The organism is Marinobacterium sp. YM272 (genome assembly GCF_050908845.1).
Taxonomy (GTDB): Bacteria; Pseudomonadota; Gammaproteobacteria; order Pseudomonadales; family Balneatricaceae; genus Marinobacterium_D.
Window position 1 is genome coordinate 3,316,878 of record NZ_CP194171.1, and the last position, 25,310, is coordinate 3,342,187.

Below are 25,310 nucleotides of genomic sequence, written 5' to 3' on the forward strand. Positions count from 1 at the left end.
GATCACCTATTCACCCAGCTTGGTACCCCACCCCAGCTTTTCCCGACAGGTTCGGTAGAAGTCGTAGTCCAGCGGGTGCAAGAGTTTCAGTTTGTGCGGTTTTTTGTGAATTGTCACCGAATCCCCCGGTGCCAGCACAATATTCATCTGCCCATCACAGGAGATCGAGGGGTACGCCTCATTACGATCACTGATCACCAGTTTGAGTTCACTACTCCCGTCCACCACGATGGGACGACTGGAAAGCGTATGCGGAAACATCGGCACCAGCACCAGCGCATCCAGCCGCGGGTGCATGATCGGTCCCCCACCGGACAGTGCGTAAGCGGTTGAACCTGTCGGCGTGGAGACAATCAACCCGTCTGATTTCTGCGTGTATACGAACTGGCCTTCGATATAGAGCTCAAATTCGATCATTCGGGTCGCTTTACCCGGGTGCAGCACACAGTCGTTCAGTGCTGTGGACTCGGCGATCGGTTCGCCATCGCGCTTGACGATAACGTCCAGAAGAAAACGGGTATCGACGGCGTAACGCCCGGCCAGCACCTCCCCCACTCTTTCCTCTATTTCAGTGGGCGCGATATCGGTCAGGAACCCCAGATTGCCACGGTTCACACCCAGCACCGGCACATGACTCTGGGCGAGCGAGCGGGCGGCACCCAGCAGGCTTCCATCCCCCCCCACCACGATGACGAGATCGCAGCTATCTCCCATCCGGGACTGCTTGGCGACCTGAAGACCGTGCCCCGGCATCACCTCGGCAATTCGCTGATCGAGGATGATATTCACCCCCTGCTCATCCAGGTAACGGATCAACGCTTTCAGCGTATCGATCACCTTTTTGCTGCCCAGACGACCAATGAGACCGATATTGCGAAAACTCTCCATTACACTGCCCTTAATATTGCGATCCGGTAAGTCCCCGGTGGGAACAGCTCGTATTATAGGGGCTGAGGCCCCTGAAAGGCAGACGCACCTCGCTCGATTCGGGCCTCCATTCCCCGGCGCCCCTGCAGGCCACCGGTATGCAGCAGCAAAATGCTCGCACCCGGCTCTATCTCACCTTTTACTATGCGACGATGGATAGCCGCAAACAGCTTTCCGGTATAGACCGGATCCAGTGGCACACGGCAGCGCTCCTCGAACAGCCGGATAAAAGCGGCAAGACTGGCAGGCAATCGCGCATAACCGCCAAAGCTTCCACCCTGATCCAGCTCCCAGCCACCCGGATCCTGGCAGCCCGCATCAGCCAGCAACGTGCGCACCTGGCTTACGGCAGACTCTCCCAACTTCAACACCGGCACACCGATAACACGGGTTGCCTCGGGCTTACCGGCGATAATCCCCGCCAGGGTTCCCCCGGTACCCAGTGCCGAAGCGACATAATCCGGGCAATGCCAGGCGCTTCCTTCCAGCAGGCGCCAGATCTCCCGGCAACCTTCAACGGCATGGCGATTACTTCCACCCTCGGGCAGGCGCTCCCAGCCTGGATACTCGCTCGCCAGCCAGCTCTCCATGCTGGCCGCGCCTCGCTGCGCATAGGTATCGCGATCAAGAAAGCGGATCACCATCCCCCAACTTCGCGCATCCCTGAGCATTGCCGTGTCAGCCTGAGCCTCGTGCCCACGCACCAGGCCCAGTGTCCTGATACCAAAGCTCTTGCCGAGAAAAGCCAGCGCGTGCAGATGATTGGACCAGACACCGCCAAAGCTGAGGACATGCAGACGCTCCCCCGCCTCCAGCCGCCTGATTAATGGCAACAGTTTGAACCACTTGTTGCCGCTGATTTCCGGATGTATCCGATCGAGACGCAAGACACCGACACTGATGCCTGACTGACGGTAAAACGGGGAGTTCAGCTCCGTAACCAGGCACGCCCGGTCATTTATTCCAAGCACATCTTCCCCCGCAACCGCCGGAACGCCAGGACGACCCCCTGGTTTTAACACCTAACCTGATTAAGCTCATACGCAGTGAATAGAATCCGTCATTAAAAGCAGATAATGTCGTAGCTAACCTATTCTGTAAAAAGGACTTTAGTATGTTGAATACCCTGAACCGCCTGTTAGACCACCCTGATGCCGGCAAGCTGATACTGAGAGTATCATTCGCCGCGATGATGTTTCTGCACGGCTGGCACAAAATCGTTCATGGCGTGGATGGCATCGCCGGCATGCTGACAGCCCAGGGTTTACCCGGCTGGATCGCCTATGGCGTTTATCTTGGAGAAGTCGCTGCCCCCATTCTTCTCTTTCTGGGTATTCTGACCCGGCTGTCCGCGCTGTTCGTACTCGGCACCATGGTTTTCGCCTGGTTCCTGACCGCCGTGCCAAAAACCTTCACGCTGACGGCAGTCGGCGCCTGGGGGATAGAGCATATGATGGTCTACTTCTTTGCCGCCCTGGCGATCATGCTTCTGGGCGGTGGGCGTTACTCCATCGTCAGCAATCCAGCCTGGCGATAACCGCAAAACCTTTCGCCAGGTTGCCATGAACCAGCGGGCAGTGGCGACCTGGCGAAATTTATCGACCAATCGAAACAGAAAGCCGCACACACAGAGGCTCACACAGCAAAGATGCTAACGCTAAACGCCAAGGCTTAATGATAAATACACCAGAGAGCGACGGGATTCAGTCTATGAAGACCGAGTCAGGCTTGGAAGATGCTGATTAAAAGACGCTTTAGAGATATGTGCCGAGAAGTAGCGGAAACTAGGGAACTGACGATCCTGTAGTCCTTAAAGGAAAACAGGCTGACATTGATCTTTTTTGTGGAAGTGGCGGAACGGACGGGACTCGAACCCGCGACCCCCTGCGTGACAGGCAGGTATTCTAACCAACTGAACTACCGCTCCGCGTTTTGGTGGGCGAAGAGGGGTTCGAACCCCCGACCCTCTGCTTGTAAGGCAGATGCTCTCCCAACTGAGCTATTCGCCCAAAACGCTGGCTTATTATACGACTCTTCAGCTCTTCGAAGAGAAGTGGCGGAATCTTCGGGCTCAGCGACCCTGGATCCCATTGAGAGCTGACAGGCAGGTATTCTAACCTTTCATCTCTCAAGTTTGGCGGAATGGACGGGACTCGAACCCGCGACCCCCTGCGTGACAGGCAGGTATTCTAACCAACTGAACTACCACTCCGCGTCTTGGTGGGCGAAGAGGGGTTCGAACCCCCGACCCTCTGCTTGTAAGGCAGATGCTCTCCCAACTGAGCTATTCGCCCAAAACGCTGGCTTATTATACGACTCTTCAGCTCTTCGAAGAGAAGTGGCGGAATCTTCGGGCTCAGCGACCCTGGACTCCTTGAGAGATGACAGGCAGGTATTCTAACCTTTCACTCTCGTAAGTGGCGGAATGGACGGGACTCGAACCCGCGACCCCCTGCGTGACAGGCAGGTATTCTAACCAACTGAACTACCACTCCGCGTCTTGGTGGGCGAAGAGGGGTTCGAACCCCCGACCCTCTGCTTGTAAGGCAGATGCTCTCCCAACTGAGCTATTCGCCCAAAACGTGACCTTTCTTACTTCTACGACTTCCCAAGGCTTTCGGGAAGAAGTGGCGGAATCCTCAGGGCTTGCGACCCTGGATCCCATTGAGAGCTGACAGGCAGGTATTCTAACCTTTCATCTCTCAAGTTTGGCGGAATGGACGGGACTCGAACCCGCGACCCCCTGCGTGACAGGCAGGTATTCTAACCAACTGAACTACCACTCCGCGTCTTGGTGGGCGAAGAGGGGTTCGAACCCCCGACCCTCTGCTTGTAAGGCAGATGCTCTCCCAACTGAGCTATTCGCCCAAAACGCTGGCTTATTATACGACTCTTCAGCTCTTCGAAGAGAAGTGGCGGAATCTTCGGGCTCAGCGACCCTGGACTCCTTGAGAGATGACAGGCAGGTATTCTAACCTTTCACTCTCGTAAGTGGCGGAATGGACGGGACTCGAACCCGCGACCCCCTGCGTGACAGGCAGGTATTCTAACCAACTGAACTACCACTCCGCGTCTTGGTGGGCGAAGAGGGGTTCGAACCCCCGACCCTCTGCTTGTAAGGCAGATGCTCTCCCAACTGAGCTATTCGCCCAAAACGTGACCTTTCTTACTTCTACGACTTCCCAAGGCTTTCGGGAAGAAGTGGCGGAATCCTCAGGGCTTGCGACCCTGGATCCCATTGAGAGCTGACAGGCAGGTATTCTAACCTTTCATCTCTCAAGTTTGGCGGAATGGACGGGACTCGAACCCGCGACCCCCTGCGTGACAGGCAGGTATTCTAACCAACTGAACTACCACTCCACTTACATGAGGTTTTTAACCTCTAGCAGCTCACGCCGCTCCGTTACTGTTGTGGGTTACCCCTCAGAACGGAGTGCGAATTTTAATGGCTTTCCCTGTATTGTCAAACGGTTATCGAAAATATTTTTAAATAGGTGGCTGGACACCAAAAGGGTTTGTAAATCAAGACCTACCGACAGGGATGGGCAGCTGTACACATTTCATCCAAGCTTGATTTGGATCAATCGATCCTCGCCTGAGGGCGGCGGTGAAGAACCCTAAACGAAACAATCAGATGCGTCTATACAGAATAAAAATCACACATCAGGAAAGAATATTAGAATAAACCGATATATAAAATCCGTATTACACCTACGTTTTATAAGCTATACAGAAACTGTAACGCCAAGGATGCGTTGGCATTCACTCATATGACTTAAGAGTAAAATGATGCCTGTTTTCGATTCACGTTTACCCCTGCTTTCCCTGCTTCTGTTAGGGCTGGCAGAAACCAATCCTTCCATTGCTGCCGAACCTGCCGATTCAACACCCCACTCCCCCACCAACGGCTCACCCACCTGGACCGGGGAGCTGGAGACATTCTATCGCCAGGTCGACAATCTCTACGCCGAACACGACGACACCCGCGATGACCAACTCCTGGGCTTGTCCGGTAATGTGGGACTGAGCACGGACAGTGACGACTTCAAGTGGAATGCCAATGCCGGTTTCGAGAGTGGTCGCTACGACAGCTACAACTCGGAAAACTACGATGATTACTGGCTTAACACCGGACTGAAGCGGGAGTTTAACGAAAACACCCAGCTCAATCTCGGACTGGGATACAACCGGGAGCATGAGGAGCGCTCAAGTCCAGACCTGCCTGTCGCTGCGACCTCACCGACCGAGTATGACGTCACCGACTTTTACGGCCTGTTTTCACACACAGGCACCAACCTGGGCTGGCGTATTGCGGGGACGATGGAAGCATACAACTTCCGCGATAATGACACCTCCAGCGGGCTGGAGATAAACAACAGCGATCGCGATCGCCTGCAGTCAACGCTGGGCCTGAGGGTCAACCTCCATCCACGCCAGGCAATATCCCCCTTCGCCCAGGTCAGTCTCGATCAGCGGAACTATAACGACTCCGTCGACGATTACGGTTATGAGCGCGACTCTGATGGCTATCGCATTAACCTGGGGCTATCCGGACGACTGACACCCAGAGTGTCGACAGAAGCTTTTGTCGGCCAGCTTTATCAAAACTATGATGACCCGCGTTTCGATACGCTGAGCACCCTGGACATAGGTGGCCGACTCTCCTGGCAGGCCACACCTGCCACACGGCTTAACATCAGGCTTAACCGGTCTGTTGAAGAAACCACCCTGCGAGGCTCATCAGGCTACCTGGTGACAGGCCTGGCCGGACATATTGCCACACGCATCACACCCCGCGATGAGTTGAGCGCCGGGGTCTACCTCGCCCATGAGGATTACCAGGAGCTGGACAGAACCGACAAGTTGTTAGCAGCCTCACTCGGCTACAGGCACCACCTGACCCCAACTGTCTATATCGATGCCAGCTACACCATCGACCAGCACAACTCATCTTTGACCCGGCTCGGCGACGCGCTGGGCGCTTCAGTGAACGACGCCAATGTGCAGTCCTATGCCGATTACGACAGTCAGACACTGATGCTAACCCTGGGCATGCGCATGGGTCCTGACGGCACAACCCAGGCAGACCCCTTTGCCACACCGGTGTTCTACACCACCGAAGCTCTTTCGAACTCAGGCTTCTACGCCGGTCTATTGGCCGGCTCCGAAACCGCCGGCGCCGACGTATCCGGCGCGCGCGGCCACCAGGGCACGGACAGGGCCGACTATGCGGACTCAGGCATGACCGGCGGCGCGTTCCTCGGTTATGGCCACTATATCGACGCCTGGTATCTGGGCCTCGAGGGCAGCTATCTGCTTAGCAATTCGGACCTGGCACACAGCAAGGACAAGGCGGACGCCCAGACCCTGAGCCTCGACACCAGGGACCGAACCAACCTCGACCTGCGCTTTGGCCACACCCTGCCGGGCAGCAACCTGATCTATGCAAGGATCGGCGGAGCCTATAGCCGCTTCGACACCTACAACCGGGTCAACGAGTACCCAGAGGGCGCCTACGATGACAAAGACTCACGCTGGGGGCTGAGATACGGCCTGGGCACCGAGATCCCGACAGGTCCGAACACCTTCCTGCGCCTTGATTACGGTGTTACCGACAGCCGTGACTACGGCATCAGCTATACCGGACACACCAGCGAGCCGGAGGACGCAGAATACGATCCCCGCGCTACAGCTTTCACCCTGGGCCTGGGCTGGCGCATGAACGAGACCAGAGTAAAAGCGGTTGATAGCAGCCAGCAGAGCGGCGTTTATACAGGCCTGATGCTGGGCAGCTCCAGCCTCACCTCGCGCGCCACCGGCGTCCACAATGAAAGCAGCAGCCCATCGGGCTCCGCTTTTGGTGGCGATTTCGGCAACATCGGTCATGGCTCCCTGGCACCGGTTATCGGTTACGCCTGGCGCTTTGAATCCCCCTGGCAGCTGGCACTGGAAATCGATGCCGACCTGCTGCGCGCCGGCTGGGAGCATGACCGCGACCCGACAGGACGTGACTTCGGCGTAGAGATGAATTCAAGCACCGCTGCCAACCTGCGTCTCGGCTACCGTCTCAAGCAGGGCACCCTGCTGTTCGCCACCCTGGGTAAAGAACGGGCGCGCTTTAATACCGACTGGGTCAAGGGCGAGAACGACGACAACCGCATCTACCGTGACGACGAGGTCTGGGGTACCCGCCTGGGCCTTGGCGCCGAAATCCCCGTGGGCAGAAAAACCGCCCTGAGAATCGATTACAGCGAGACCAACTACGACGACTACGACTTCACAACTGAACACAGCAATGAAGACACAATGACCTTTGATAACGAACGCTCCCGGTTCCGTACGGGACTGGTGTATTACTTCTAACCACCGGTTTCCAACCGGGATGCCGACAACTGAGGATTAAGACAATGAAAACAATAGCTAAAAAACGTCTGGCAACGGCCGTATCGGCCTGCACCCTCTCCCTGGCGCTAGCCCTCAGCGCCTCCTCCAGCTTCGCCGCTTCCCATGAAGAAGGCGATCATGAAAAAGGTGGCGGCCACGGCATGGGCGGCCAGAGTAACGGACAGATGGAATCCGGCCACAAGGCCGGCAGCAGCCTGAAAGGCCTGCGCCAGGGGCGTCAGGACATTATGGACCTGCTCGCCGAGGAAGACGACGGCGAGGACAGTGACCGCCCGGAATGGGCAGGCCAGTCAGGTAACGAAGGCAAACCCGGCGGTGGTAATTCTGGCAGCGACCGCCTGAAGGGCGATGATTACGGCGATATCGTCATCCTGCTGCGCAACGATGACGGTACGGTGTACCACCCTAATGATGACGAAAGCCTGAGCGTTGCCATCCTGTCAGACGGCTCTCAGATCGAGCTCATCAACGGTGAACTGCCGGAAGGCACAATACTTCCTGAGGGCGTCACGCTGCAGGAGGTCGAATTTGGCCGTCTCAATGTGGCCCGCTCCCCAACCACGGTTATATACCACTCTCTGACAGAGGCCCTTAGCAAACTCGACGGCGGAGTACTCGGAGAGGATGTAACACTCGACGAGTCCGGACGCCTGGTTGTCGATGGCGTTACCATCGACTCACCGCTGGAAAACCTGGCGCTCTATGAGGCACTGCTGACCGCGCCTACTTCTGACGTAGATGGCGTCACAGTAGTAACACTCACAGCAACCGCAAGTTCAGACGGCCAGGACACCACTTACAGCTTCACCGTACCTCAGGACGCTGTACTTGAGCTGGCCGCATCCGCACTGGCAGCCGCTTCGGATAAAACCGGCGACCTGACCATCGACGAAGTGGTTGGCATTACCGGCTTCCTCGGCGAGGACGTTCTGAGCGCGCTGGAAAACTATGTCACCGATGGAAGCATCGACGACTACAGCGCCGCTACCACCTACGATGATGTGCAGGTCTACATTATGGTGGGCGCGGACACTGACGATGATGGCATCCTGGATACCTGGACCAGAGAGCTCGTAGATATCATGGATGTGGTTGATTTCAGCGCAGTCGATACCAGCTCAATCTTCGAGAATAGCGATGGCGGTATCGATATCTTCACCCAGATGGCCGACGATGCCGTACAGGTGCTGGAGTACGTCCACGACAACGCAATTAGCGAGTAACCTCAAGACGTGCCCCATCCTTTCCGGTGGGGCACAACCTTTCTCTCAATCCGATAAATAGCCTGCCCTACGCCCGCGAAACTGTTAAGGTGGCCGCAGTTACAGCCACCCAAACACAGAGCACACATGGCTTCATCCCTGACGGACACTCTGGATCAGTTTATCGACGCGGCGCTGAAGGCGCATCTGGACAAACTAGGCCAGGAGCCCAGCTGCAGCTACGACCCCGACTGGCCCTCCCCCTGCATTCTCGCCGAGGACCCGGTCGAAGGCAGCCCCGTACGCTGGCAGCCCCTGCGCCAGGAACCGCCCAGCGATATGTTCACCCGTCTCGGCGACGCGCTTGAGCTTGAGATCCACCCCGATATTGTCACCTGGTACACCCGCTACTGGTCGGACCATCTGCAGGCCAGCCACCCGGAAGGCGAACTGACCCTGCTGTTCTGCTGGAATGAAGAGGATATGGAGCGCCTGCGCGCCAACCTGCTGGGTCATATCATGGCAAAGCAGAAACAGCGCCAGCCGCTGTCACTGTTTTTCGCCTGTACCGATGGCGACGAATTTATGACCGTCAACAACGAGGATGGCAGCGTCTGGCTTGAACGTCCGGGCAAGAAACCACTGCGCCAGCTGGCCGCCAGCCTGCAGGAGTTTCTGCAACAGCTGACGCCGGTTGTCGGTTAATCCTTGCGGCCAATTGAGTGTGCCAGCAGACGGCTGATCTGGCACATCGGCCTGCCTGACTCTTCATACCAATGATTGAACGCCTGCTGCACCAGCTTAAGATCGCGCTGAGCGGTCGGCTTTTTGTCGATAACGCCCTGCGCTTTCAGGGCCGTCACCACATCATCGGTCAGCATAAAGGTGTCCTTGCCCACCATACGCAGAAAGTAAGCCCCTGAATTACCGCCCAGCTGAGATCCCTCTTTCTTCAGCAACGTCCAGAGAGAAACAATATCCGTAACCGGCCAGTCCGCAAGAAAGTGACCAAAGCCACCCTTCTGCTGCGACAGCTCGGACACCATCAAAGCGTTAGCCCGGGCAGCCTTGAGCTTACCCAGATGACGTATAAGTGCCTCATTCTGCATCATCTTCTCGATCTGCTCATCACTGAGCAGACTGACCTTGTAGGGGTCGAAACCGAAGAACGCCGTCTCGAACGCGGGCCATTTACTGTCCACCAGGGAGTGCTTCAGGCCGGCACGAAAGATACGCCGGGTCATATCGGAAAACAGCCGGTCATCCGGTGTTGCTGCCAGCTCCTCATCGGACAGCGGTGCGCCGCCGAGCATCGCCTCCAGCGACAGCTCCGGGTGAAGGTTCTGTGCCTGGATACAGAGTTGTGAAAAAGATTTCATCGACTTCCCTTATAAACATTGGGTACGGCGAAACAGCACGTTTTGGTCAGCTCCAGGCCGGGCCGATTGTGCCTCCCAGCACCAGCGCGTATCATTATCGCCTTTTCTCCACCCCACAATATTCGGGGGCGTCCGGCCGGAGAGCCGCCCGATTCAGGATCGATACAAACGATGCCAGCAATCCGCAAATCGAACAAGCTCATCAATGTCTGCTACGACATCCGCGGTCCGGTACTTCAGGAAGCCAAACGCCTGGAAGACGAAGGCCACCGCATTCTCAAGCTGAACATCGGCAACCCGGCACCCTGGGGCTTCGACGCGCCGGAAGAAATCGTCCAGGATGTGATTCACAACCTGCCGACCGCGCAGGGCTATTGCGACTCCAAGGGACTGTTCTCCGCCCGCAAGGCGGTGATGCAGGAAAGCCAGCGCAAGAACATCGCCAATGTTGCCATCGACGATATCTACATCGGTAATGGCGTCTCCGAGCTGATCGTGATGTCGATGCAGGGCCTGCTCAACGACAACGACGAAGTACTGATTCCGGCACCGGACTATCCGCTCTGGACCGCCGCCGTGAGCCTGGCGGGCGGCAACGCGGTGCACTATGTCTGCGACGAGCAGTCCGACTGGTATCCCGATATCGAAGATATCCGCAGCAAGATCACCGACCGCACCCGCGGCATCGTAGTGATCAACCCAAACAACCCCACCGGTGCGCTCTATCCACCGGAGTTGCTTGAGCAGATCATCGAGCTGGCCCGCGAGCACAAGCTGATCCTGTTTGCCGACGAGATCTATGACAAGATTCTCTACGATGAAGCCGAGCACACCTCGCTGGCCTCACTGGCGGACGATGTCCTCTGCCTGACCTTCAACGGCCTGTCGAAAACCTACCGCGCCGCAGGTTTCCGTTCCGGCTGGGTCATTGTCAGCGGCCCCAAGCATATCGCCCGCGACTACATTGAGGGGCTGGATATGCTGGCCAACATGCGCCTGTGTGCCAACGTGCCCGCCCAGCATGCGATCCAGACCGCCCTTGGCGGCTACCAGAGCATCAACGAACTGCTGGTGCCCGGCGGACGCCTGCGCGACCAGCGCGACCTGGCCTGGGAGATGCTGAACGCCATCCCCGGCGTATCCTGCGTCAAGCCGAAAGGCGCGATGTACCTGTTCCCGAAACTGGATCCGCAGCGCTACCCGATCCGCAATGACGAGAAATTCGCCCTCGACCTGCTGATCCAGCAGAAGGTCCTGATCGTTCAGGGCAGCGGCTTCAACCTGCCCGACACCCAGCACTTCCGCCTCGTATTCCTGCCGGGCAAAGACCTGCTCACCGATGCCATCGAACGCATCGGCAGCTTCCTGCGTACCTACGAACAGTAAGAGATAAATGGAAGTTTCGGTCTCGTCAGCTGAAACTTCCGTGTCATCGCCCTGAAATATGCTAATAATTTGTCAAAGAATGCGTTAAAACGTATTTCATACCAGGCACTGACGGGAGCATAGGATGTTTTTCAAGATCAAGAAGAATCTGGACATTTACATGGAGCACAACGGGCTGGAGAAACGCCGCCTGGTGCCGGTGACATCAAACTTTCTTTTGAATATGGACCATATCGCGGAGGCGTCCTTCTACACGATCAAGGAGAAGAAGATGCGTTACGATCTGGAAGGGCACGAGTTCGAGCTTCCGATCAACACCCGCGTCATCCATGTGCAGATGACCTACCTCTACGCCTCACACAAGGATCGCGCGGAAAGCCAGGATCAGGTGGTGGAACGCCAGTACTACAAGCTGTTCTACTTCCCTGAAAACGTAGAACCCTACGAAGAGTTCCGCGGCACTATCGAGCAGCAGGTAGCAAACCTCTAACGGCCCGCATCAAGACCGTGAAACGAAAGAGGCCGCCCTCAGGCGACCTCTTTCAGCAACTGGCGAAGCGCTGCCATCTGGTCTTCTACATCGCTGAGCGCCCGATGTCGGCGATACTGGGTCCGCTGGCGATATTCTGCGCACTGCTCAGTGGTCAAAAACCGCTCTATCCCCTGGACACTGAACGTCATCGTTTCACCCTGGGATTCGAACAGCCGGGTTAACCAGAACAGATCAAAGTCGTAGGCGTCACAGGTCAGGGTTTTGCCCGCCAGCAGCCTGTTCAAGCGCTCGCAGGCGACCTCTGCCGACACCCCCTGACGGGCAAGCAGTTCCGGCTCTATACCGTGCAACTCCTCGGCAAAGTCATCCCAGTACACCCACCCCTCCACTGATGCAGGGTCTATCAGGAAGCTATCCTGATCTCCGGTAAGCTCGCACCTCCAGGCCACCTCGATGGGATAGGAGTCCGGGCCAAGGCCGCTGGCTTCGATATCTACACAGATCAGTCCCACTTAAACACCTTTTTTATAAAGCAGCACCTTCAACCCCATCTCCGGATCCCGCTCTGGAAAGTCGTCTGCCTGGGCGAGGCGCTGACAAAAACCGAATTCTGGCGCTTCCTGTTCCATCAGCTGGCGCAGAAACTGCTCGTTGTGCGCCGGGTCGTTATGACAGGCGAGCACCTGCCCACCCGGCGCGACAAATTCATTCAGTCGGCGCAGTACTTTGCGGTAATCCTTCTCGGCAACAAAACTGCCGGGCTGAAAGCTTGGCGGGTCAATCACCACCAGATCAAAAGGGCCGCGCTTGCGTACTCTGCCCCATGAGCGTAGCAGATCCACCGCCATGAATGCGACTAAAGTCGTAGGGATCCCATTTAACTGGTGGTTAGTTCGGCCAGTGGCCAGGGCACCGGAACTCATATCGATATTGAGTACCGACTCGGCGCCTCCCGCCATGGCGGCCACGGAGAAGCTGCAGCTATAGGAGAACAGGTTAAGCACCCGCTTACCTCTGGCATGCTCACGCACCCATTCGCGCCCCGGCCGCATATCGAGAAACAGCCCCGAGTTCTGGTTTTGCAGCGGTTTAACCTGGTACTTGAGGCCGGCCTCTTCAACGACCAGCTGGTCCGGCACTTCGCCGGCAAGCACCTCGCTCTGCGCACCCCGGCCGCGGCCGCGCAATTGCAGCACAACGCCTTCCACCCCCTCGGCCAGCAACGCCTCGACCAATACATCCACGGGCTCCGGCAGCGTCTCGCTGTATGCACGGATGACCGCAACCGGCGGCAGGTAATCAACCACCAGCCACTCCAGGCCGGGCACACAACCGCCACGTCCATGAAACAGGCGACGCACCTGCCCTGCTGCCAACCCCAATTGCTCGACCACTCGTTGAACCGCGCGCTGCATGCTGATGCTCCGGCGTAAAAAAAGGGGCGCATTATATAAATGGCGCCCCTGTATTGAAACTTTGCTGATTAGCCCTTATCAAAGAAGTCTGGCACAAACCTGTGCCACAACGCAGTCACTTTATGGGAACCCAACACACCATGATGAGAATCGCACTGTTTCTGGCCACAAACCTGGCAGTCATACTGGTTGCCAGCGTCACGCTTAAACTTCTGGGGGTCGAATCCTACCTGGCGGGAAGCGGCCTGAACTATGGATCTCTACTCGTATTCTGTGCCGTATTCGGCTTTGCAGGGTCTTTCATTTCCCTGTTCCTGTCCAAGACCATCGCCAAGATGAGTACACGGACCCAACTGATCAAGGAACCACGCAGCGCCGACGAACGCTGGCTGATGGAAACCGTAGCCGAACTGGCGGAAAAAGCCGGTGTTGGCATGCCGGAAGTAGGTGTTTTCCCGGCACAGCAGGCCAACGCATTCGCCACAGGCTGGAACAAAAACAACGCCCTGGTTGCCGTCAGCTCAGGCCTGCTGCAGCGCTTCCGCCCGGAAGAGATTCGCGCGGTACTGGCTCACGAGATCGGCCATGTAGCCAACGGCGACATGGTAACGCTGACGCTGATCCAGGGCGTGGTCAACACCTTCGTCATGTTCTTCGCCCGCATTGTCGGTTACGCGGTGGACTCCTTCCTGCGTCGTGGCGAGGATAACGGCGGTGTCGGTATCGGCTTTTACATCACTACCTTCGTATTCGAGATCATTTTCGGCATCCTGGCCTCGGTCGTCGTCGCCTGGTTCAGCCGTCGCCGCGAGTACCGCGCCGACGAGGCAGGCGCTACCTTTGCCAGTACCGGCTCGATGATCGGTGCACTGCAGCGTCTGAAGGCAGAATACGGAGCACCGGATGAGCTGCCAGACCAGCTCAACGCCTTCGGCATCAATGGCAACCTGAAACAGGGTTTCATGGCACTGATCTCCAGCCACCCGCCGCTGGATGACCGTATCGCAGCCCTGAAACAGCGGGGCTAAGGCTTTTCAGCCCTGGCGTTGAAAAAGAAAGGTTGCAAGAGAAAGGCTGAAAAACAAAGAAGGCCCGGCAAGCATGCCGGGCCTTCTTTTTTCTTGGCTGTCATTTTTACGCTGATCGCAACCGATCCGGTAACCAGCGGGAGCATCAGTCACTCGACCCGATAAAGCACTGCATCCCTGTATCCGGTGTGCACGGCAATCAGCCCGGCCAAGTCCCGGTCGAGGGTATCATCCCCGCTATCCACCAACAGTGGACGTCCATCGAGCGCCTTAAGCTTGGTTTTGGTCGACACCACATAGATGCCGTCGCGACCAACCCGGCGCACCAGCTCAGGGCTCAGCTGCTGGTTACCGCGTCCCAACAGATGCCCCTGACCGCCAATGGGCGTGATCACTATCCGGGTCTCCTGCCCCTCGGTCAGTGCCAGCAACTGTTCAGCGGTGCAGTCAGAAGCGATCAGTTCGCCATCGCGAACCAGATCAACACCCAGGAGCGTATTGTCCAGGTCCAGCGTTGCCATAATCGCGGCCACCGTGGAGCCAGACCCCATGACATAACAAACCCCGTCTTCCATAGTTTCTTCAAAGTCGGCGGCCAAATCGTCCAGCACCAGGGATTCGTCCTCACGCTGACCATTCTTGACGTGCTGCAGATAGCGATGCTCGCTGGGTACGAGCAGCTCACCGTAATAGCGCGCCCGCACCTTGCCGGCCCGGAACGCCTCTTCATCGATATCCCGCACTTCACCGCTGGAGAGGGTGACAAGATCACCGCGAATCAGCATCGCCGCGATCTGACCGGCCCCTCTGGGCGTGATCGCATAGACTCCGGAATGGATTTTCACACCAGCGGGAATACCGAGCACCGGGCAGCGTTCGCCGACAGCCGCGCAGATATTACGTGCAGTACCATCACCTCCGGCGAACAGGATCAGATCCGCGCCCTCTTCGGCCAGTTTGATCGCCGCCGCTTCGGTATCCGCCGCGCTTGAGGGTGTATCCAGCGCCTGACCAAGCACAACGGGATCCAAACCCGCTTCCCGCGCAGCGTTCTCCCCCATATCACCGGCCCAGGTTAGCAGCCGGAACGAAAGGCCTGCCAACTCACTTAGCGCGGTAGCAGCCCTGGCCGACGCCTTGGGCTGCGCACCGAGTTCCAGCGCCTTCGCCCGGGTTTCGGCACCATCACTGCCCTTCAACCCGACACTGCCACCCAGGCCCGCATAGGGATTAACCACCAGCCCCAGCGTAAAACTCATCATTACACCTCAGATTCCAGATAACCGGTTTCAACAAGAAACTGCTGATAGACGAACCCCGCCAGAATCAGCTGGGTCTCCTCTTCCAGGTCAACAAATTCGACACCGTGACTGACGACGCGGAACGCCCCACCCTCGGTTTCATAGACATTGCGGATAATCGCCGGCGCCAGCAGCACATGATCTATACCGCTAACCGACAGGCGCGCCGTCACAAAGATTTTTTCCCCGGTACGCCCGAGCACGCGACTGGCCTCCAGGCAGGCACCGGCCAGGTGAATATCGGTGCAGCAGGCACTGACCGGAAAATCGCCGGCATGCGCAACCCCATCATCCTGGTCCACCGATACCCGCAGGTTGACCGGCACCCGGGTGTGATGACGTACCCGCTGGGCATCCACCTGCTCCGGATAAGCCAGATGCCAGTACGGATAGGGATGGTTCTGAATGCGCAGCAGACGGGTATCGAAGGCGCACACCCAGTTACCCGCCATCAACCTGACGGTCAGCGGCGCACCCTCGTTGAGCAGAACCGGTGTCGCTGAACCACGCGGGGCGGTAACGATGACCGAGCCGTTTTCTCGAAACCCCACCAACTGAACCAGATGCCGGCCTCGGGGTGAGCGCGTTTCCAGCCGCACCCGCTCACCGATTCGGGGGCGCAGCTCAGCGAAACTCTTGAGGGTCGTCCCTTCCAGCGAGGGTTGCGCTCTGGACATAGGCGTTGCGTGAATCCGGACCAAAAACCAACAGCTTACGCGATTGCGAGCCTGAAACCGAGCGCCCGCAGCAGCGCCGCCTGGGTTTCGCTCTCCAGACCACTGACTTCCAGGCTGGAAAACTCGCGACGCACCGGGTACTCCTTGCGCAGACGATCAAAGGCCAGCCGCTGCTCCGCCTCCGGCAGTCCCAGGGTGGCGCGCAGGGCACGATCGTCGCGATAAGGGTCATAGGTCAGGCGGATCGGCTTCAACGGATCCAACTGGCCGTTACAGTGGATGCGCTCCACCTCCGGCAACGGCAGCACCGATTCCAGCGGCAGGCTGACCTCGCGCCCGAGCCAGCGACAGACTTCCCGATACAGCATCCAGGTGCCACGGATTTTGCCATCGAGGGAGTAGCCGGCGATATGCGGCGTTGCGATACGACACAGGGCCGCCAGGGCCGGCGATACAGCCGGTTCATTCTCCCAGACATCCAGCACCAGGCTGATATCCCTGCGCCCGCGCATCAGTGCTTCCAGCGCGATGTTATCGATTACCGGTCCGCGACCGGCATTGAGCAGCACGGCGCCCTGACGTATCTGCTGCAGGTTGGAGTCGTTCAGCAGATGATAGGTGGGATGCTCCCCTTCACGGATCAGCGGCGTATGCAGGGAGATGAAGTCGGCCTGCTCCAGCGCCTGCTCCAGGGAGACGAACCCCTCAGCCCCTTCCCGGTCAGCCCTTGGCGGGTCACAGACCAGCACGGTCATTCCCAACGCACGCAACCGCTGCACCAGCCGCCCACCCACGTTACCGGCACCGACCACGGCAAAGGTGCGCGAGAGTGGATCAAAGCCCTGCTCCGAGGCGAGATGCCAGAGTGCGCTGAGCACATACTCAACCACCGCATCGGCATTACAGCCGGGCGCACTGCACCATGCAATATTTTGCCGCTCCAGCCAGCCGGTATCGAGGTGATCCGTACCGATAGTCGCCGTACCGACGAAGCCAACCCGACTGCCGGCCAGCAGCCCCTCCCCCACCCGGGTAACGGAGCGCACCAGCAGCAGGTCCGCATCGGCGAGCTCATCGGCGCTCATCGACCGGCCCGGCAACCTCACCAGGTCACCGAGTTCACCAAAGAGGGGTTCCAGCGCGGGAATATTCTCATCGGCTACAATCTTCAGTCTGCCTCTCACAGGGCCTCCGGACTTTACAAACAGCTGAGTTTCAGGCTCAATTCCGCGCCATTATAGAGCTCTCGTAATAGCGCGGAAACATCCCTCCCTTGATCGTTCGCTGGCAGAAAAATCACCAATACCGGGTTATCCGGATTTACCGCGATCTGGTCGGCGACTGGATCGTCGAGCAGTGCTGGGGCGATACCTTTTCAAGCCACCAGAGCCGCACCCTGGTCGATTCCCGCCAGGCGGCCCGCGCACTGATGCTACAGATCAATCGCGAACAGCGCAGCCAGGGGTTTCGACGCTGCGTCAGCGGCGAAGAGCAGCTGGACTTCGGTTTCGAGCTGCACTGACATTGCGCAATGGCACGCATGGCGCCCCAGTGCGACAATATGCCACTTCAGCCTCCACTCCCATTTAGCCTAGACTGCATCCCGAATGACTGATCAGAACAGCGAGAGTCCCGGGCGACTCAGGTTGATCCTCAGCCTGCTGGTTACCGCCTGTGTTGCCGTATTCGTTATCGCCATCCTGCCACGGCTGCTTGAGCCCGCCGAACAGGCGGCGATCGTTTTAACGCCACCGGCGTGCGATATCGCCGAACAGCGCTGCGTGATTCAGGACCGGGGCATCAAGCTCGCCTTTGCGCTAAGCCCGACACCGCTGCACTCAGCCACCCCGCTGACGGCAATGCTGGAAATCGAGGGCATCCCGGTTCGCAGGGTGATCCTGTCACTTGAAGGGCGGGATATGTACATGGGCATCAACGAAACAGAGCTGCGCCCGAGCGGCAGCAACCTCTGGCAGGGTAAAACCGAACTGGCGGTCTGTACCACGGGACAGATGGTCTGGCGCGCCGCACTGCTGATAGAAGCAGACGACGCCATCTATAAAACCTGGTTCGATTTCGAAGCCAGGTAAGGGTGAAAAGCGAAGCACGCAACATGAAGCAACTTAAAACGCTAAGGATACTGCTGATTCTCTCTGCCTGCCTGCTGGCGGGGATGGTGACGGCGTTTCTGCTCAAACCCACCCCGGCGGACAGCCGTATCAGCACACAAAAAATCGGCGGCGACTTTACACTGACATCCGCCCAGGGGCCGGTTTCACTGTCGGATTTTCGCGGTCAGGTCGCGGTCATTTATATTGGTTACGCCTCCTGCCCGGATGTCTGCCCCACTGAACTGGCGATACTCAGCCGCGCGATGGACCAGCTGAGCGCCAAGCAGCGCAGCGAGGTACAGGGCCTTTTCATCAGTGTCGATCCCGAACGCGACACACCGGAACGGCTGGAGAAATACGTCAATTTCTTCTCCGATCGCCTGATCGGCGTCACCGGGACTCCGGATCAGATAGACCAGGTGGTACGTCAGTACGGTGCCTTCTATCGCAAGGTGGAGCTTGACGACTCGGCCATGGGTTATGCCGTTGACCATTCATCCCGACTCTACCTGATCGATCGTCAGGGAGAGTTCGTTGGCCTGCTCAACCACGGCGTTCAACCTGCCGAGGTAAAGGAGCGCCTGGAAAGCCTGCTTAACGATTGATTGATGGAGACTGGACCGATGAAAACCCTAGCCCGACTGCTGCTTCTGAGCGCCCTGAGTGTGCCGGCATTCGCCGCCGATGTCAGTGTTATAGACCCTTATGCCCGCGCGGTTCCGCCCGGACAACCCAACAGCGCCGCCTTCATGCAGATCAGCAATAACGGTGACGAGGCAGTGACACTGACCGGGGCCGCGACCAGCGCTGCCGGCACCGCGGAGCTGCACGCTCATATCCAGGACGAAGGCGTGATGCGGATGCGCCGTATCGACGGCATTGAACTGCCGGCCGGGGAAACCGTTACCCTGCAGCCGGGCGGCCTGCATGTGATGCTGATCGGCCTGAAGAAAACCCTGGCCGAAGGTGACGACGTAGACCTGGAACTCCAGTTCTCCGATGGCACCAGCGCGTCATTGACCCTGCCAGTCAAACCGGTCATGCCGATGGGCATGCAGCTACATAAAGGCGATCAGTAAAAGCAGAAGAGAAGCCGACCGGCGAATACCGGTCAGCAGAGTTTGCAGCCACGCAGGCGACTGTCGAAGTGGCTGTAAACCAGCAGGCAGATCTCTTTTTCGGGCGCCTCGCCGAGATAATCGATGTGATCCCGGTTGCCATAGCTGGCGGTATAGATGCCCGGCTGACTGACCAGCGCCGACACCCGGTAGCTTTTCAAGCCCACCTGGTAGACACCGGTGTAATGCGGATAGACCAGCTGCCCGGCATCATTGACCCGAAGCCATCCGGCACCCGCCTCAAGTTGCCTCAAGCCCGGTACATACAGCGGATTATCGGAGTGAAGCGCCAGAAAGAAGTCGACCTGTTCCGGGGTGTCGAACACACCGAGCACCCACAGGGAGGTTTCCCCAGTCAGCGACAGGGCATACAGATACCAGTAACGCTCCCCGCCCTCGTCGACGCCGAGACGGTGATAGAGAAAGCTATCGGAACGACAGATGGAATGATCCACCAGGTTGTCCGGCAACCGGGGCGCGGCGAATGTCTCGCGCTCCGTATCAGCCGGGAGCGATTGCTCCTGCCAGCGGGTTGCCTTGATCTTCAGATTTCTCACGCAGCCTCTCCTGCTGGCAGATGACGGTCCAACCGAAATCTATCAGCACTTAGTGCTGGCGTTCCATAAAACGCCCGCAGTTCAGAAGACAGGGCCTCAACCCGCGGCGGCAAACCTTGCTCCAGCAGATCAAGCACCCTTGCATGCACCTTTCGCATAAAGTCAGTACTGGCACCCAGCCCGGCGGAAAGATTGTCCGCGCTGAAGTTGAAGCGGTGCCCGGCCGATTCGGACAGTATCCACTCGTACGCCTGGGGCTGCACCTCTACCCGCTCGAACTCGGTCTGCTCCGCCTCGGTACGACCATCCGGCTTGTACCAGTAACCAAAGTCTACCAGTGTACGCCTTTTCGCACCTGCAACACACCAGTGAGCAATCTCATGTAGCGCGCTGGCAAAAAAACCGTGTGCAAAGATTATCCTGTGATGAGAATACTCAGCATCCGCCGGCAGATAAATAGGCTCATCATCGCCGATCACCAGCTCTGTGTTGTAACTTTGCAGGAAAAGGCCGTTAAACAGTTGAATCAATTCTTTGATGGAGTGGTCCGGTTTCATTCGTATCTCTGCCAACGGCGGTCATTCAACCACCAGCTTTCACCTGTATTACGATCTATTCGCACTGCAACATAACCCTTCAGATCCTGATCCGCACGCTGCAGCCTGACAGCAAAACTCGACGCAGCCGGAACCCCTTCCTCTGCCAGCGCCTGCCACTGACCCTGGTCCGCCAGCCAGGTTTCCCCGGTGTCCCGGCGATAACGGATCAACACCCATACCCCTTTGGCGGTATAGGCGCTAGCTACGTCATAGAGATCACTGCTGTTCGACAGGCCCAGCTCATTGGCCGTTTGCAGCAATTGAGCGATCGCCGCGTCGATCTGGCCACTGGCCGGTACCGCGCTGTCGCTCATCTCGCCGCCTGAGTCTGGCGCTGCTGTGAATGCGCCGGACTCGGCCATCTGCTGCAGACGCGTCAAAACCATCTGGTTCAACTCGCCCTGCTGCTGTGTCTGGGTTCTTAGTTTTATCAGCTGCTCCTGAACCAGCGTCAAACGTCCGTTGAGCTGGTCAAGCTGATTACCGAGCGATGCAAGGCCAGCACCGCTCCCGGTTGGGGATTCGGCTGCCGCCTTCTCAGGCTCAGGGGCTGCGGGTTGCTGTTCACTGCCCGCCTGCTGTTCAGCAGCGCTGGCGGTGCCGGGGGCTCCCGGTTTGACGGCGGCGGGAGTACACCCAGCCAACAGCAACCCAAAAGACAAGCCTATCAGCGTCAGAGTACGCAACAAAGCATTCTCCTCAAAATATGTCGTGAAATTAAATCAAAAAGATTATTTGAGAGCGGATTATTCACTCTCAGGGGCTGCATCAAGACCGCCTTCAAGCTGTCCTTTCTGCCCGTCGGCGCGCACCCAGTTCATCGTCAGCCTGTCGCCCGGCTTGCCGCCGTCGACCATAAAGCGAAAAAAGGGTTCCCGCCACATGACTGCATCCAGTTCTGCCGATACCAGGGGCTCACCATTGCGCAGCAGTTCGAACTGCCGGACCGGATTGGATGGCACCGATTTAGACAGCGCCTGTATCCGCGTTACCAGGGGCTCAACGCTTCGCAGCGTCACCTCGGTGGCATCGTCAAGCAGACGGGCCTCCAGTTTCAGCGCGGCTTCCGGCTCTTCAGCAGCAGCCGATGCCTCATCAGTATCCAGAGCATCTGCATGGGTGATACGGTCAAAGGCGCGACGCCCGGCGTAGGTTCTGCCCGCCGCCGTGCGCACAACAACCAGCACACCATCCACATCTGCGCTCATAAAACGCGTATCGACCCGCGAGCGGATGCCAGGCTGAAAGTCGAACTGCGCCAGTTGTACCGGATCCACAGCATCACTGAGCAGACTGAGCGACGCGACCGGCGACTGCAGGACACGTACGCGCACAGGTACGGGCGCATCCGCCGCAACCTCGCCGGGCACCTGAATCAGCAGATCCGCCGAGTCCTCAACCGCCGCCTGCACAGCGGGAGGAATCTGCAGATTACCGGAGAGTTCCGGCAGATCCGCCTGCGCCAGCCCCGGCAGCATCAGCGCCAGCGCACAGCTTTTTAGCATCCTGAATGTCATTACCGAGCCCTCCTTAACCAGAGCCGATTTTCAGACGCCGCAGCTTGCGATAAAGCGTACGTTCGCTGATACCGAGCAGTGCTGCCAGCTCACGATTCTCCCCCCGAAAGCTGGCCGCCACCTGTCGCAGGTAGTTATCCTCCAGCGTATCCAGAGGCACGACGGCATCGCTCATCGCCGTGACAACCGACATCTCATGACCGGTTTCACTCTGCATGAGCAGCTCCGGCGGCAGTTGATCGACACCGATGACACCATCGTCGGCCAACAGGATGCCGCGCTCCAGAATATTTCTCAACTCCCTGATATTTCCCGGGAAGTCGTATCGCATCAACACCTTGAGCGCCGCCCCACTGACACTGACGCCCTCACCTCCTGCCAGGCGTCCCAGCAGTACATCGATCAGCAGCGGCAGGTCATCGATACGCTGTTTCAGCGTCGGCAGCGGGATCGGAAAGGGCGAGATACGGTAGTAGAGATCCTGACGGAACTCCCCCGCCTGCACCATTTTTTTCAGGTTCCTGTGGGTTGCACAGACCAAGCGCACATCGGCATGTTGTGGCTCCACGCTGCCCACGGCGCGGTAAACACCGGTTTCAAGCAGGCGCAGCAGCTTAACCTGCTGCGGCAGCGGAATCTCACCGATCTCATCGAGGAACAGGGTGCCGCCCCGCGCGGCCTCCACCAGCCCGCGTTTACGGTTCACCGCACCGGTGAAAGCCCCCCGTTCATGCCCGAACAGCTCGCTCTCAAACAACGACTCGCTGAGCCCCGAGCACTCCACCGTCACGAAGGATTTGCCGGCGCGGGGACTGCTGTCGTGCAACGCCTTGGCGACAAGCTCCTTGCCGGTTCCGGACTCGCCAAGCAGCAGCACACTGATCTCACTGGGCGCGGCGCGGTGCACCATCTCCAGCATACGGTTGAACGCCTCTGACCGCCCAACCATGCCTTCCTGCTCGCCGGGGCGGGCCTTGGCCTCAAGCACGCGATGCATGATCTCCAGAAAGCAGACCAGCTGGCCCGAAGCGTTATGCACCGGCTGCATCTCCACATCCACGTGCTCTTCGCCGGCAGGCGTATTGTGGAGGTGGAGCATCCTCTGGTTCTTGCCCGTGTCACGGCAACGTTTCAACGGGCAGGACTCCCCGGCCTGATCGCAGGGCACCGCATAACCGTGGGACACCTCGTAGCAGTAGCGCTGCTGCATCGGACGATCATCGCCATAGATCGACCGGTAGGCCGCATTAGTCGCCAGAATCCGGTAATCGGTGCCGATCAGCGTTGCAGGCTCGGTAATGCCTTCCAGAATCTCGGTCATTTCGTTGGTAATAAGATGAAGTTCCGTCTGCATCGTTCGCCTTACCACTGTCATATGTGACAGCTATTATCTGCCAGTTGTGACACTCTGTCCCTTATCCTTTTGTTCTACCCCTCGTAAAAAGGTGCTTCTGAAATCCAACTTTTCAGTAGTCATGGGAGTTCCGAGAGTGCCGCAAATGCAACACTGTTTTTAAGTTGCATTTGGCATGCTAGGTGCTGTGTATCCTGTGAACAACCGCGTTTCGTATAAGCCTTCAGGAGATAGTGATGATCACCGAATCCGTCGTTGATCTTTCCCGGTTACAGTTTGCCATCACGGCGCTGTACCACTTTCTATTCGTGCCACTGACGCTGGGCCTGACTTTCATGCTGGCTATCATGGAGTCAGTCTATGTCATGACCGGAAAGCAGATTTACAAAGATATGACCCAGTTCTGGGGCAAACTCTTTGGTATTAACTTCGCGCTCGGTGTAACCACCGGTCTGACAATGGAGTTCGAGTTCGGCACCAACTGGGCCTACTACTCCCACTACGTCGGCGACATATTCGGCGCGCCCCTCGCCATTGAGGGCCTGATGGCGTTCTTCCTGGAGTCAACGTTCGTCGGCCTGTTCTTCTTCGGCTGGGACCGTCTCTCCAAGGTCAAGCACCTGATGGTGACCTGGCTGGTGGCGATCGGCTCCAACCTGTCTGCCATGTGGATTCTGGTGGCCAACGGCTGGATGCAGAACCCGGTGGGCGGCGAATTCAACTTCGAAACCATGCGGATGGAGATGACCAGCTTCGCTGATGTCTACTTCAACCCGGTTGCCCAGGTTAAATTCGTGCACACCGTGTCTGCCGGCTACTGTACTGCGGCCATGTTCGTCCTCAGCATCAGCGCTTACTACCTGCTGAAGGGGCGCGATCTGGCGTTCGCCCGTCGTTCTTTCGCCGTTGCCTCAGGCTTCGGTATGGCCGCCGTGCTGTCGGTTATCCTGCTGGGCGACGAGTCCGGCTACGAGGTCGGCGACGTACAGAAGGCCAAGCTGGCCGCAATTGAAGCCGAATGGGAAACCGTCGAAGCGCCCGCCCACTTCACCCTGGTCGGCCTGCCGAACGACGAGACCATGGAAACCGATTACGCTGTGCGTATCCCCTACCTGCTCGGTCTGATCGCCACCCGCTCGATCGATGAGGAGGTCACCGGCATCAAGGACCTGATCGAAGAGCACGAGGTTCGCATCCGCAACGGTATGGGCGCCTACGCCCTGCTCGAGCGCCTGCGTGGCGGTGAGGACACCCCGGCACTGAGAGCGGAGTTTGACGAAGTCAAAGATGACCTCGGCTACGGCCTGCTGCTGAAGCAGTTCACCCCGAACGTGACCGATGCCACTGAGGAGCAGATCGCCCAGGCGGCGCGAAACTCCGTGCCCCCGGTATTCCCGATGTTCTGGAGCTTCCGCATCATGGTTGCCTGCGGCTTCTGGATGCTGATGGTATTCGCCCTTAGCTTCTACTTCACCGCCCGCCGCACCGCCTTCCACAAACCCTGGCTGCTGCGCCTGGCGCTGTTCAGTCTGCCGGTGCCCTGGATCGCTTCGGAATTTGGCTGGGTTGTGGCCGAGTTCGGGCGTCAGCCCTGGGCCATAGGTGAGGTGCTACCGACCTTTATCGCCACATCGAGCCTGACAGAGGCTGATCTGATCGGCAGTCTGATCGCCTTCGTCGCCTTCTATACGGTACTGGCGATTATCGAGATGTACCTGATGATTCGCTTTGCCCGCAAAGGTCCAAGCAGCCTGCATACCGGTCGCTATCACCACGAATTGCCGGTACAGCGTGAAGCTGCAAGGTCATCAGTGAACGCCTGAGTAGGAAGAGGTAACCAA

The 25,310-nt window shown here is 58.1% G+C and carries 25 protein-coding genes and 11 tRNA genes; 12 read left to right on the plus strand and 24 right to left on the minus strand.

The annotated features are described in order from the left end of the window. Positions 1–6 precede the first annotated feature (6 nt). On the minus strand, positions 7–888 hold the full coding sequence (locus ACQUQP_RS14795) for an NAD(+) kinase (protein WP_432695804.1): 882 nt from the start codon (positions 886–888) through the stop codon (positions 7–9). 53 nt (positions 889–941) lie between these two features. After that, positions 942–1,898, minus strand: a complete 957-nt coding sequence (locus ACQUQP_RS14800) for a 1-aminocyclopropane-1-carboxylate deaminase/D-cysteine desulfhydrase (RefSeq protein ID WP_432695805.1) — start codon at positions 1,896–1,898, stop codon at positions 942–944. Between the two features lie 143 nt (positions 1,899–2,041). Here ACQUQP_RS14800 and ACQUQP_RS14805 point away from each other — a divergent pair, with 143 nt between their 5' ends. Further along, on the plus strand, positions 2,042–2,464 hold the full coding sequence (locus ACQUQP_RS14805; RefSeq protein WP_432695806.1) for a DoxX family protein: 423 nt from the start codon (positions 2,042–2,044) through the stop codon (positions 2,462–2,464). A gap of 313 nt (positions 2,465–2,777) precedes the next feature. Here ACQUQP_RS14805 and ACQUQP_RS14810 read toward each other — a convergent pair. The 11 genes from ACQUQP_RS14810 to ACQUQP_RS14860 form a co-directional block, all read right to left on the minus strand. Continuing rightward, positions 2,778–2,854 (minus strand) — tRNA-Asp (locus tag ACQUQP_RS14810). A 6-nt stretch (positions 2,855–2,860) separates the two neighbouring features. Next, positions 2,861–2,936: transfer RNA gene (locus ACQUQP_RS14815), tRNA-Val, on the minus strand. Positions 2,937–3,062: 126 nt separating this feature from the next. After that, a tRNA-Asp gene (locus tag ACQUQP_RS14820) sits at positions 3,063–3,139 on the minus strand. A 6-nt stretch (positions 3,140–3,145) separates the two neighbouring features. Next, a tRNA-Val gene (locus ACQUQP_RS14825) sits at positions 3,146–3,221 on the minus strand. 124 nt (positions 3,222–3,345) lie between these two features. After that, a tRNA-Asp gene (locus ACQUQP_RS14830) sits at positions 3,346–3,422 on the minus strand. Between the two features lie 6 nt (positions 3,423–3,428). Beyond that, a tRNA-Val gene (locus tag ACQUQP_RS14835) sits at positions 3,429–3,504 on the minus strand. A 132-nt stretch (positions 3,505–3,636) separates the two neighbouring features. Continuing rightward, a tRNA-Asp gene (locus tag ACQUQP_RS14840) sits at positions 3,637–3,713 on the minus strand. 6 nt (positions 3,714–3,719) lie between these two features. Continuing rightward, a tRNA-Val gene (locus tag ACQUQP_RS14845) sits at positions 3,720–3,795 on the minus strand. A gap of 124 nt (positions 3,796–3,919) precedes the next feature. Next, a tRNA-Asp gene (locus tag ACQUQP_RS14850) sits at positions 3,920–3,996 on the minus strand. A gap of 6 nt (positions 3,997–4,002) precedes the next feature. Beyond that, a tRNA-Val gene (locus ACQUQP_RS14855) sits at positions 4,003–4,078 on the minus strand. A 132-nt stretch (positions 4,079–4,210) separates the two neighbouring features. After that, a tRNA-Asp gene (locus ACQUQP_RS14860) sits at positions 4,211–4,287 on the minus strand. 429 nt (positions 4,288–4,716) lie between these two features. Here ACQUQP_RS14860 and ACQUQP_RS14865 point away from each other — a divergent pair. From ACQUQP_RS14865 to syd, 3 genes are all read left to right on the plus strand, one after another. Continuing rightward, positions 4,717–7,290 carry an outer membrane beta-barrel protein gene (locus ACQUQP_RS14865; RefSeq protein ID WP_432695807.1) on the plus strand — a complete coding sequence of 858 codons (2,574 nt, stop codon included), beginning with the start codon at positions 4,717–4,719 and terminating at the stop codon, positions 7,288–7,290. 44 nt (positions 7,291–7,334) lie between these two features. Continuing rightward, complete coding sequence (locus ACQUQP_RS14870) at positions 7,335–8,555, plus strand: hypothetical protein (RefSeq protein ID WP_432695808.1); 1,221 nt, start codon at positions 7,335–7,337, stop codon at positions 8,553–8,555. A gap of 126 nt (positions 8,556–8,681) precedes the next feature. Then, positions 8,682–9,239 (plus strand): SecY-interacting protein, encoded by a 558-nt coding sequence (syd, locus tag ACQUQP_RS14875; RefSeq protein WP_432695809.1) that lies wholly within the window; start codon positions 8,682–8,684, stop codon positions 9,237–9,239. Here syd and ACQUQP_RS14880 read toward each other — a convergent pair. After that, a complete protein-coding gene (locus ACQUQP_RS14880; protein WP_432695810.1) occupies positions 9,236–9,913 on the minus strand; it encodes a DNA-3-methyladenine glycosylase I in 678 nt (225 codons plus the stop codon). The two genes, syd and ACQUQP_RS14880, sit on opposite strands and share 4 nt — an antisense overlap. Before the next feature lie 171 nt (positions 9,914–10,084). On the opposite strand from ACQUQP_RS14880, the gene ACQUQP_RS14885 reads away from it, so the two are divergent. Together ACQUQP_RS14885 and ACQUQP_RS14890 are read left to right on the plus strand one after the other, a co-directional pair. Next, entirely contained in the window at positions 10,085–11,299 is a 1,215-nt protein-coding gene (locus ACQUQP_RS14885; RefSeq protein ID WP_432695811.1) for a pyridoxal phosphate-dependent aminotransferase, read from the plus strand. A 124-nt stretch (positions 11,300–11,423) separates the two neighbouring features. Next, a complete protein-coding gene (locus tag ACQUQP_RS14890) occupies positions 11,424–11,789 on the plus strand; it encodes a hypothetical protein (protein WP_432695812.1) in 366 nt (121 codons plus the stop codon). A 38-nt stretch (positions 11,790–11,827) separates the two neighbouring features. On the opposite strand, the gene ACQUQP_RS14895 is transcribed toward ACQUQP_RS14890, so the two are convergent. Continuing rightward, positions 11,828–12,304: a 3'-5' exonuclease gene (locus tag ACQUQP_RS14895; RefSeq protein WP_432695813.1), complete on the minus strand. Its 477-nt coding sequence runs from the start codon at positions 12,302–12,304 to the stop codon at positions 11,828–11,830. After that, the gene (locus ACQUQP_RS14900) at positions 12,305–13,207 is read right to left on the minus strand and encodes a class I SAM-dependent methyltransferase (RefSeq protein ID WP_432695814.1); all 903 of its coding nucleotides are present in this window, start codon (positions 13,205–13,207) and stop codon (positions 12,305–12,307) included. A 140-nt stretch (positions 13,208–13,347) separates the two neighbouring features. Between ACQUQP_RS14900 and htpX the strand changes: the two genes are divergently transcribed. Beyond that, entirely contained in the window at positions 13,348–14,235 is an 888-nt protein-coding gene (gene htpX / locus ACQUQP_RS14905) for a protease HtpX (RefSeq protein WP_432695815.1), read from the plus strand. Positions 14,236–14,384: 149 nt separating this feature from the next. Here htpX and ACQUQP_RS14910 read toward each other — a convergent pair whose 3' ends face one another. The 3 genes from ACQUQP_RS14910 to pdxB are packed head-to-tail and all read right to left on the minus strand — an operon-like array spanning position 14,385 to position 17,397. Beyond that, positions 14,385–15,494 (minus strand): ATP-NAD kinase family protein, encoded by a 1,110-nt coding sequence (locus tag ACQUQP_RS14910; protein ID WP_432695816.1) that lies wholly within the window; start codon positions 15,492–15,494, stop codon positions 14,385–14,387. A gap of 2 nt (positions 15,495–15,496) precedes the next feature. Continuing rightward, positions 15,497–16,213, minus strand: a complete 717-nt coding sequence (locus tag ACQUQP_RS14915) for a flagellar brake protein (RefSeq protein ID WP_432695817.1) — start codon at positions 16,211–16,213, stop codon at positions 15,497–15,499. A 35-nt stretch (positions 16,214–16,248) separates the two neighbouring features. Beyond that, the gene (pdxB, locus tag ACQUQP_RS14920) at positions 16,249–17,397 is read right to left on the minus strand and encodes a 4-phosphoerythronate dehydrogenase PdxB (RefSeq protein ID WP_432695818.1); all 1,149 of its coding nucleotides are present in this window, start codon (positions 17,395–17,397) and stop codon (positions 16,249–16,251) included. Between the two features lie 89 nt (positions 17,398–17,486). Here pdxB and ACQUQP_RS14925 point away from each other — a divergent pair, with 89 nt between their 5' ends. The 4 genes from ACQUQP_RS14925 to ACQUQP_RS14940 all read left to right on the plus strand — a co-directional run bounded on the left by ACQUQP_RS14925 (position 17,487) and on the right by ACQUQP_RS14940 (position 19,403). Beyond that, positions 17,487–17,735, plus strand: a complete 249-nt coding sequence (locus tag ACQUQP_RS14925) for a hypothetical protein (protein WP_432695819.1) — start codon at positions 17,487–17,489, stop codon at positions 17,733–17,735. An 85-nt stretch (positions 17,736–17,820) separates the two neighbouring features. After that, the gene (locus tag ACQUQP_RS14930) at positions 17,821–18,303 is read left to right on the plus strand and encodes a hypothetical protein (protein WP_432695820.1); all 483 of its coding nucleotides are present in this window, start codon (positions 17,821–17,823) and stop codon (positions 18,301–18,303) included. Positions 18,304–18,326: 23 nt separating this feature from the next. Next, positions 18,327–18,929 (plus strand): SCO family protein, encoded by a 603-nt coding sequence (locus tag ACQUQP_RS14935; RefSeq protein ID WP_432695821.1) that lies wholly within the window; start codon positions 18,327–18,329, stop codon positions 18,927–18,929. Between the two features lie 18 nt (positions 18,930–18,947). Continuing rightward, positions 18,948–19,403 carry a copper chaperone PCu(A)C gene (locus tag ACQUQP_RS14940; protein ID WP_432695822.1) on the plus strand — a complete coding sequence of 152 codons (456 nt, stop codon included), beginning with the start codon at positions 18,948–18,950 and terminating at the stop codon, positions 19,401–19,403. A gap of 32 nt (positions 19,404–19,435) precedes the next feature. Here ACQUQP_RS14940 and ACQUQP_RS14945 read toward each other — a convergent pair whose 3' ends face one another. Genes ACQUQP_RS14945 through ACQUQP_RS14965 form a run of 5 tightly spaced genes read right to left on the minus strand, consistent with a single transcriptional unit; the run spans position 19,436 to position 23,469 of the window. Further along, positions 19,436–19,999, minus strand: coding sequence for a hypothetical protein (locus ACQUQP_RS14945; RefSeq protein WP_432695823.1), 564 nt, complete (start codon positions 19,997–19,999; stop codon positions 19,436–19,438). Beyond that, positions 19,996–20,556, minus strand: coding sequence for an elongation factor P hydroxylase (locus ACQUQP_RS14950; RefSeq protein ID WP_432695824.1), 561 nt, complete (start codon positions 20,554–20,556; stop codon positions 19,996–19,998). The genes ACQUQP_RS14945 and ACQUQP_RS14950 overlap by 4 nt, the downstream gene beginning before the upstream one ends. Beyond that, positions 20,553–21,287: a hypothetical protein gene (locus ACQUQP_RS14955; protein ID WP_432695825.1), complete on the minus strand. Its 735-nt coding sequence runs from the start codon at positions 21,285–21,287 to the stop codon at positions 20,553–20,555. Before ACQUQP_RS14955 ends, ACQUQP_RS14950 begins: the two co-directional genes overlap by 4 nt. A 57-nt stretch (positions 21,288–21,344) precedes the next feature. Continuing rightward, positions 21,345–22,115, minus strand: a complete 771-nt coding sequence (locus ACQUQP_RS14960) for a thiosulfate oxidation carrier complex protein SoxZ (RefSeq protein WP_432695826.1) — start codon at positions 22,113–22,115, stop codon at positions 21,345–21,347. Positions 22,116–22,128: 13 nt separating this feature from the next. Then, positions 22,129–23,469 (minus strand): sigma-54 interaction domain-containing protein, encoded by a 1,341-nt coding sequence (locus tag ACQUQP_RS14965; protein ID WP_432695827.1) that lies wholly within the window; start codon positions 23,467–23,469, stop codon positions 22,129–22,131. Between the two features lie 236 nt (positions 23,470–23,705). Here ACQUQP_RS14965 and ACQUQP_RS14970 point away from each other — a divergent pair, with 236 nt between their 5' ends. Then, entirely contained in the window at positions 23,706–25,292 is a 1,587-nt protein-coding gene (locus ACQUQP_RS14970) for a cytochrome ubiquinol oxidase subunit I (protein ID WP_432695828.1), read from the plus strand. The last annotated feature ends 18 nt before the right edge of the window (positions 25,293–25,310 follow it).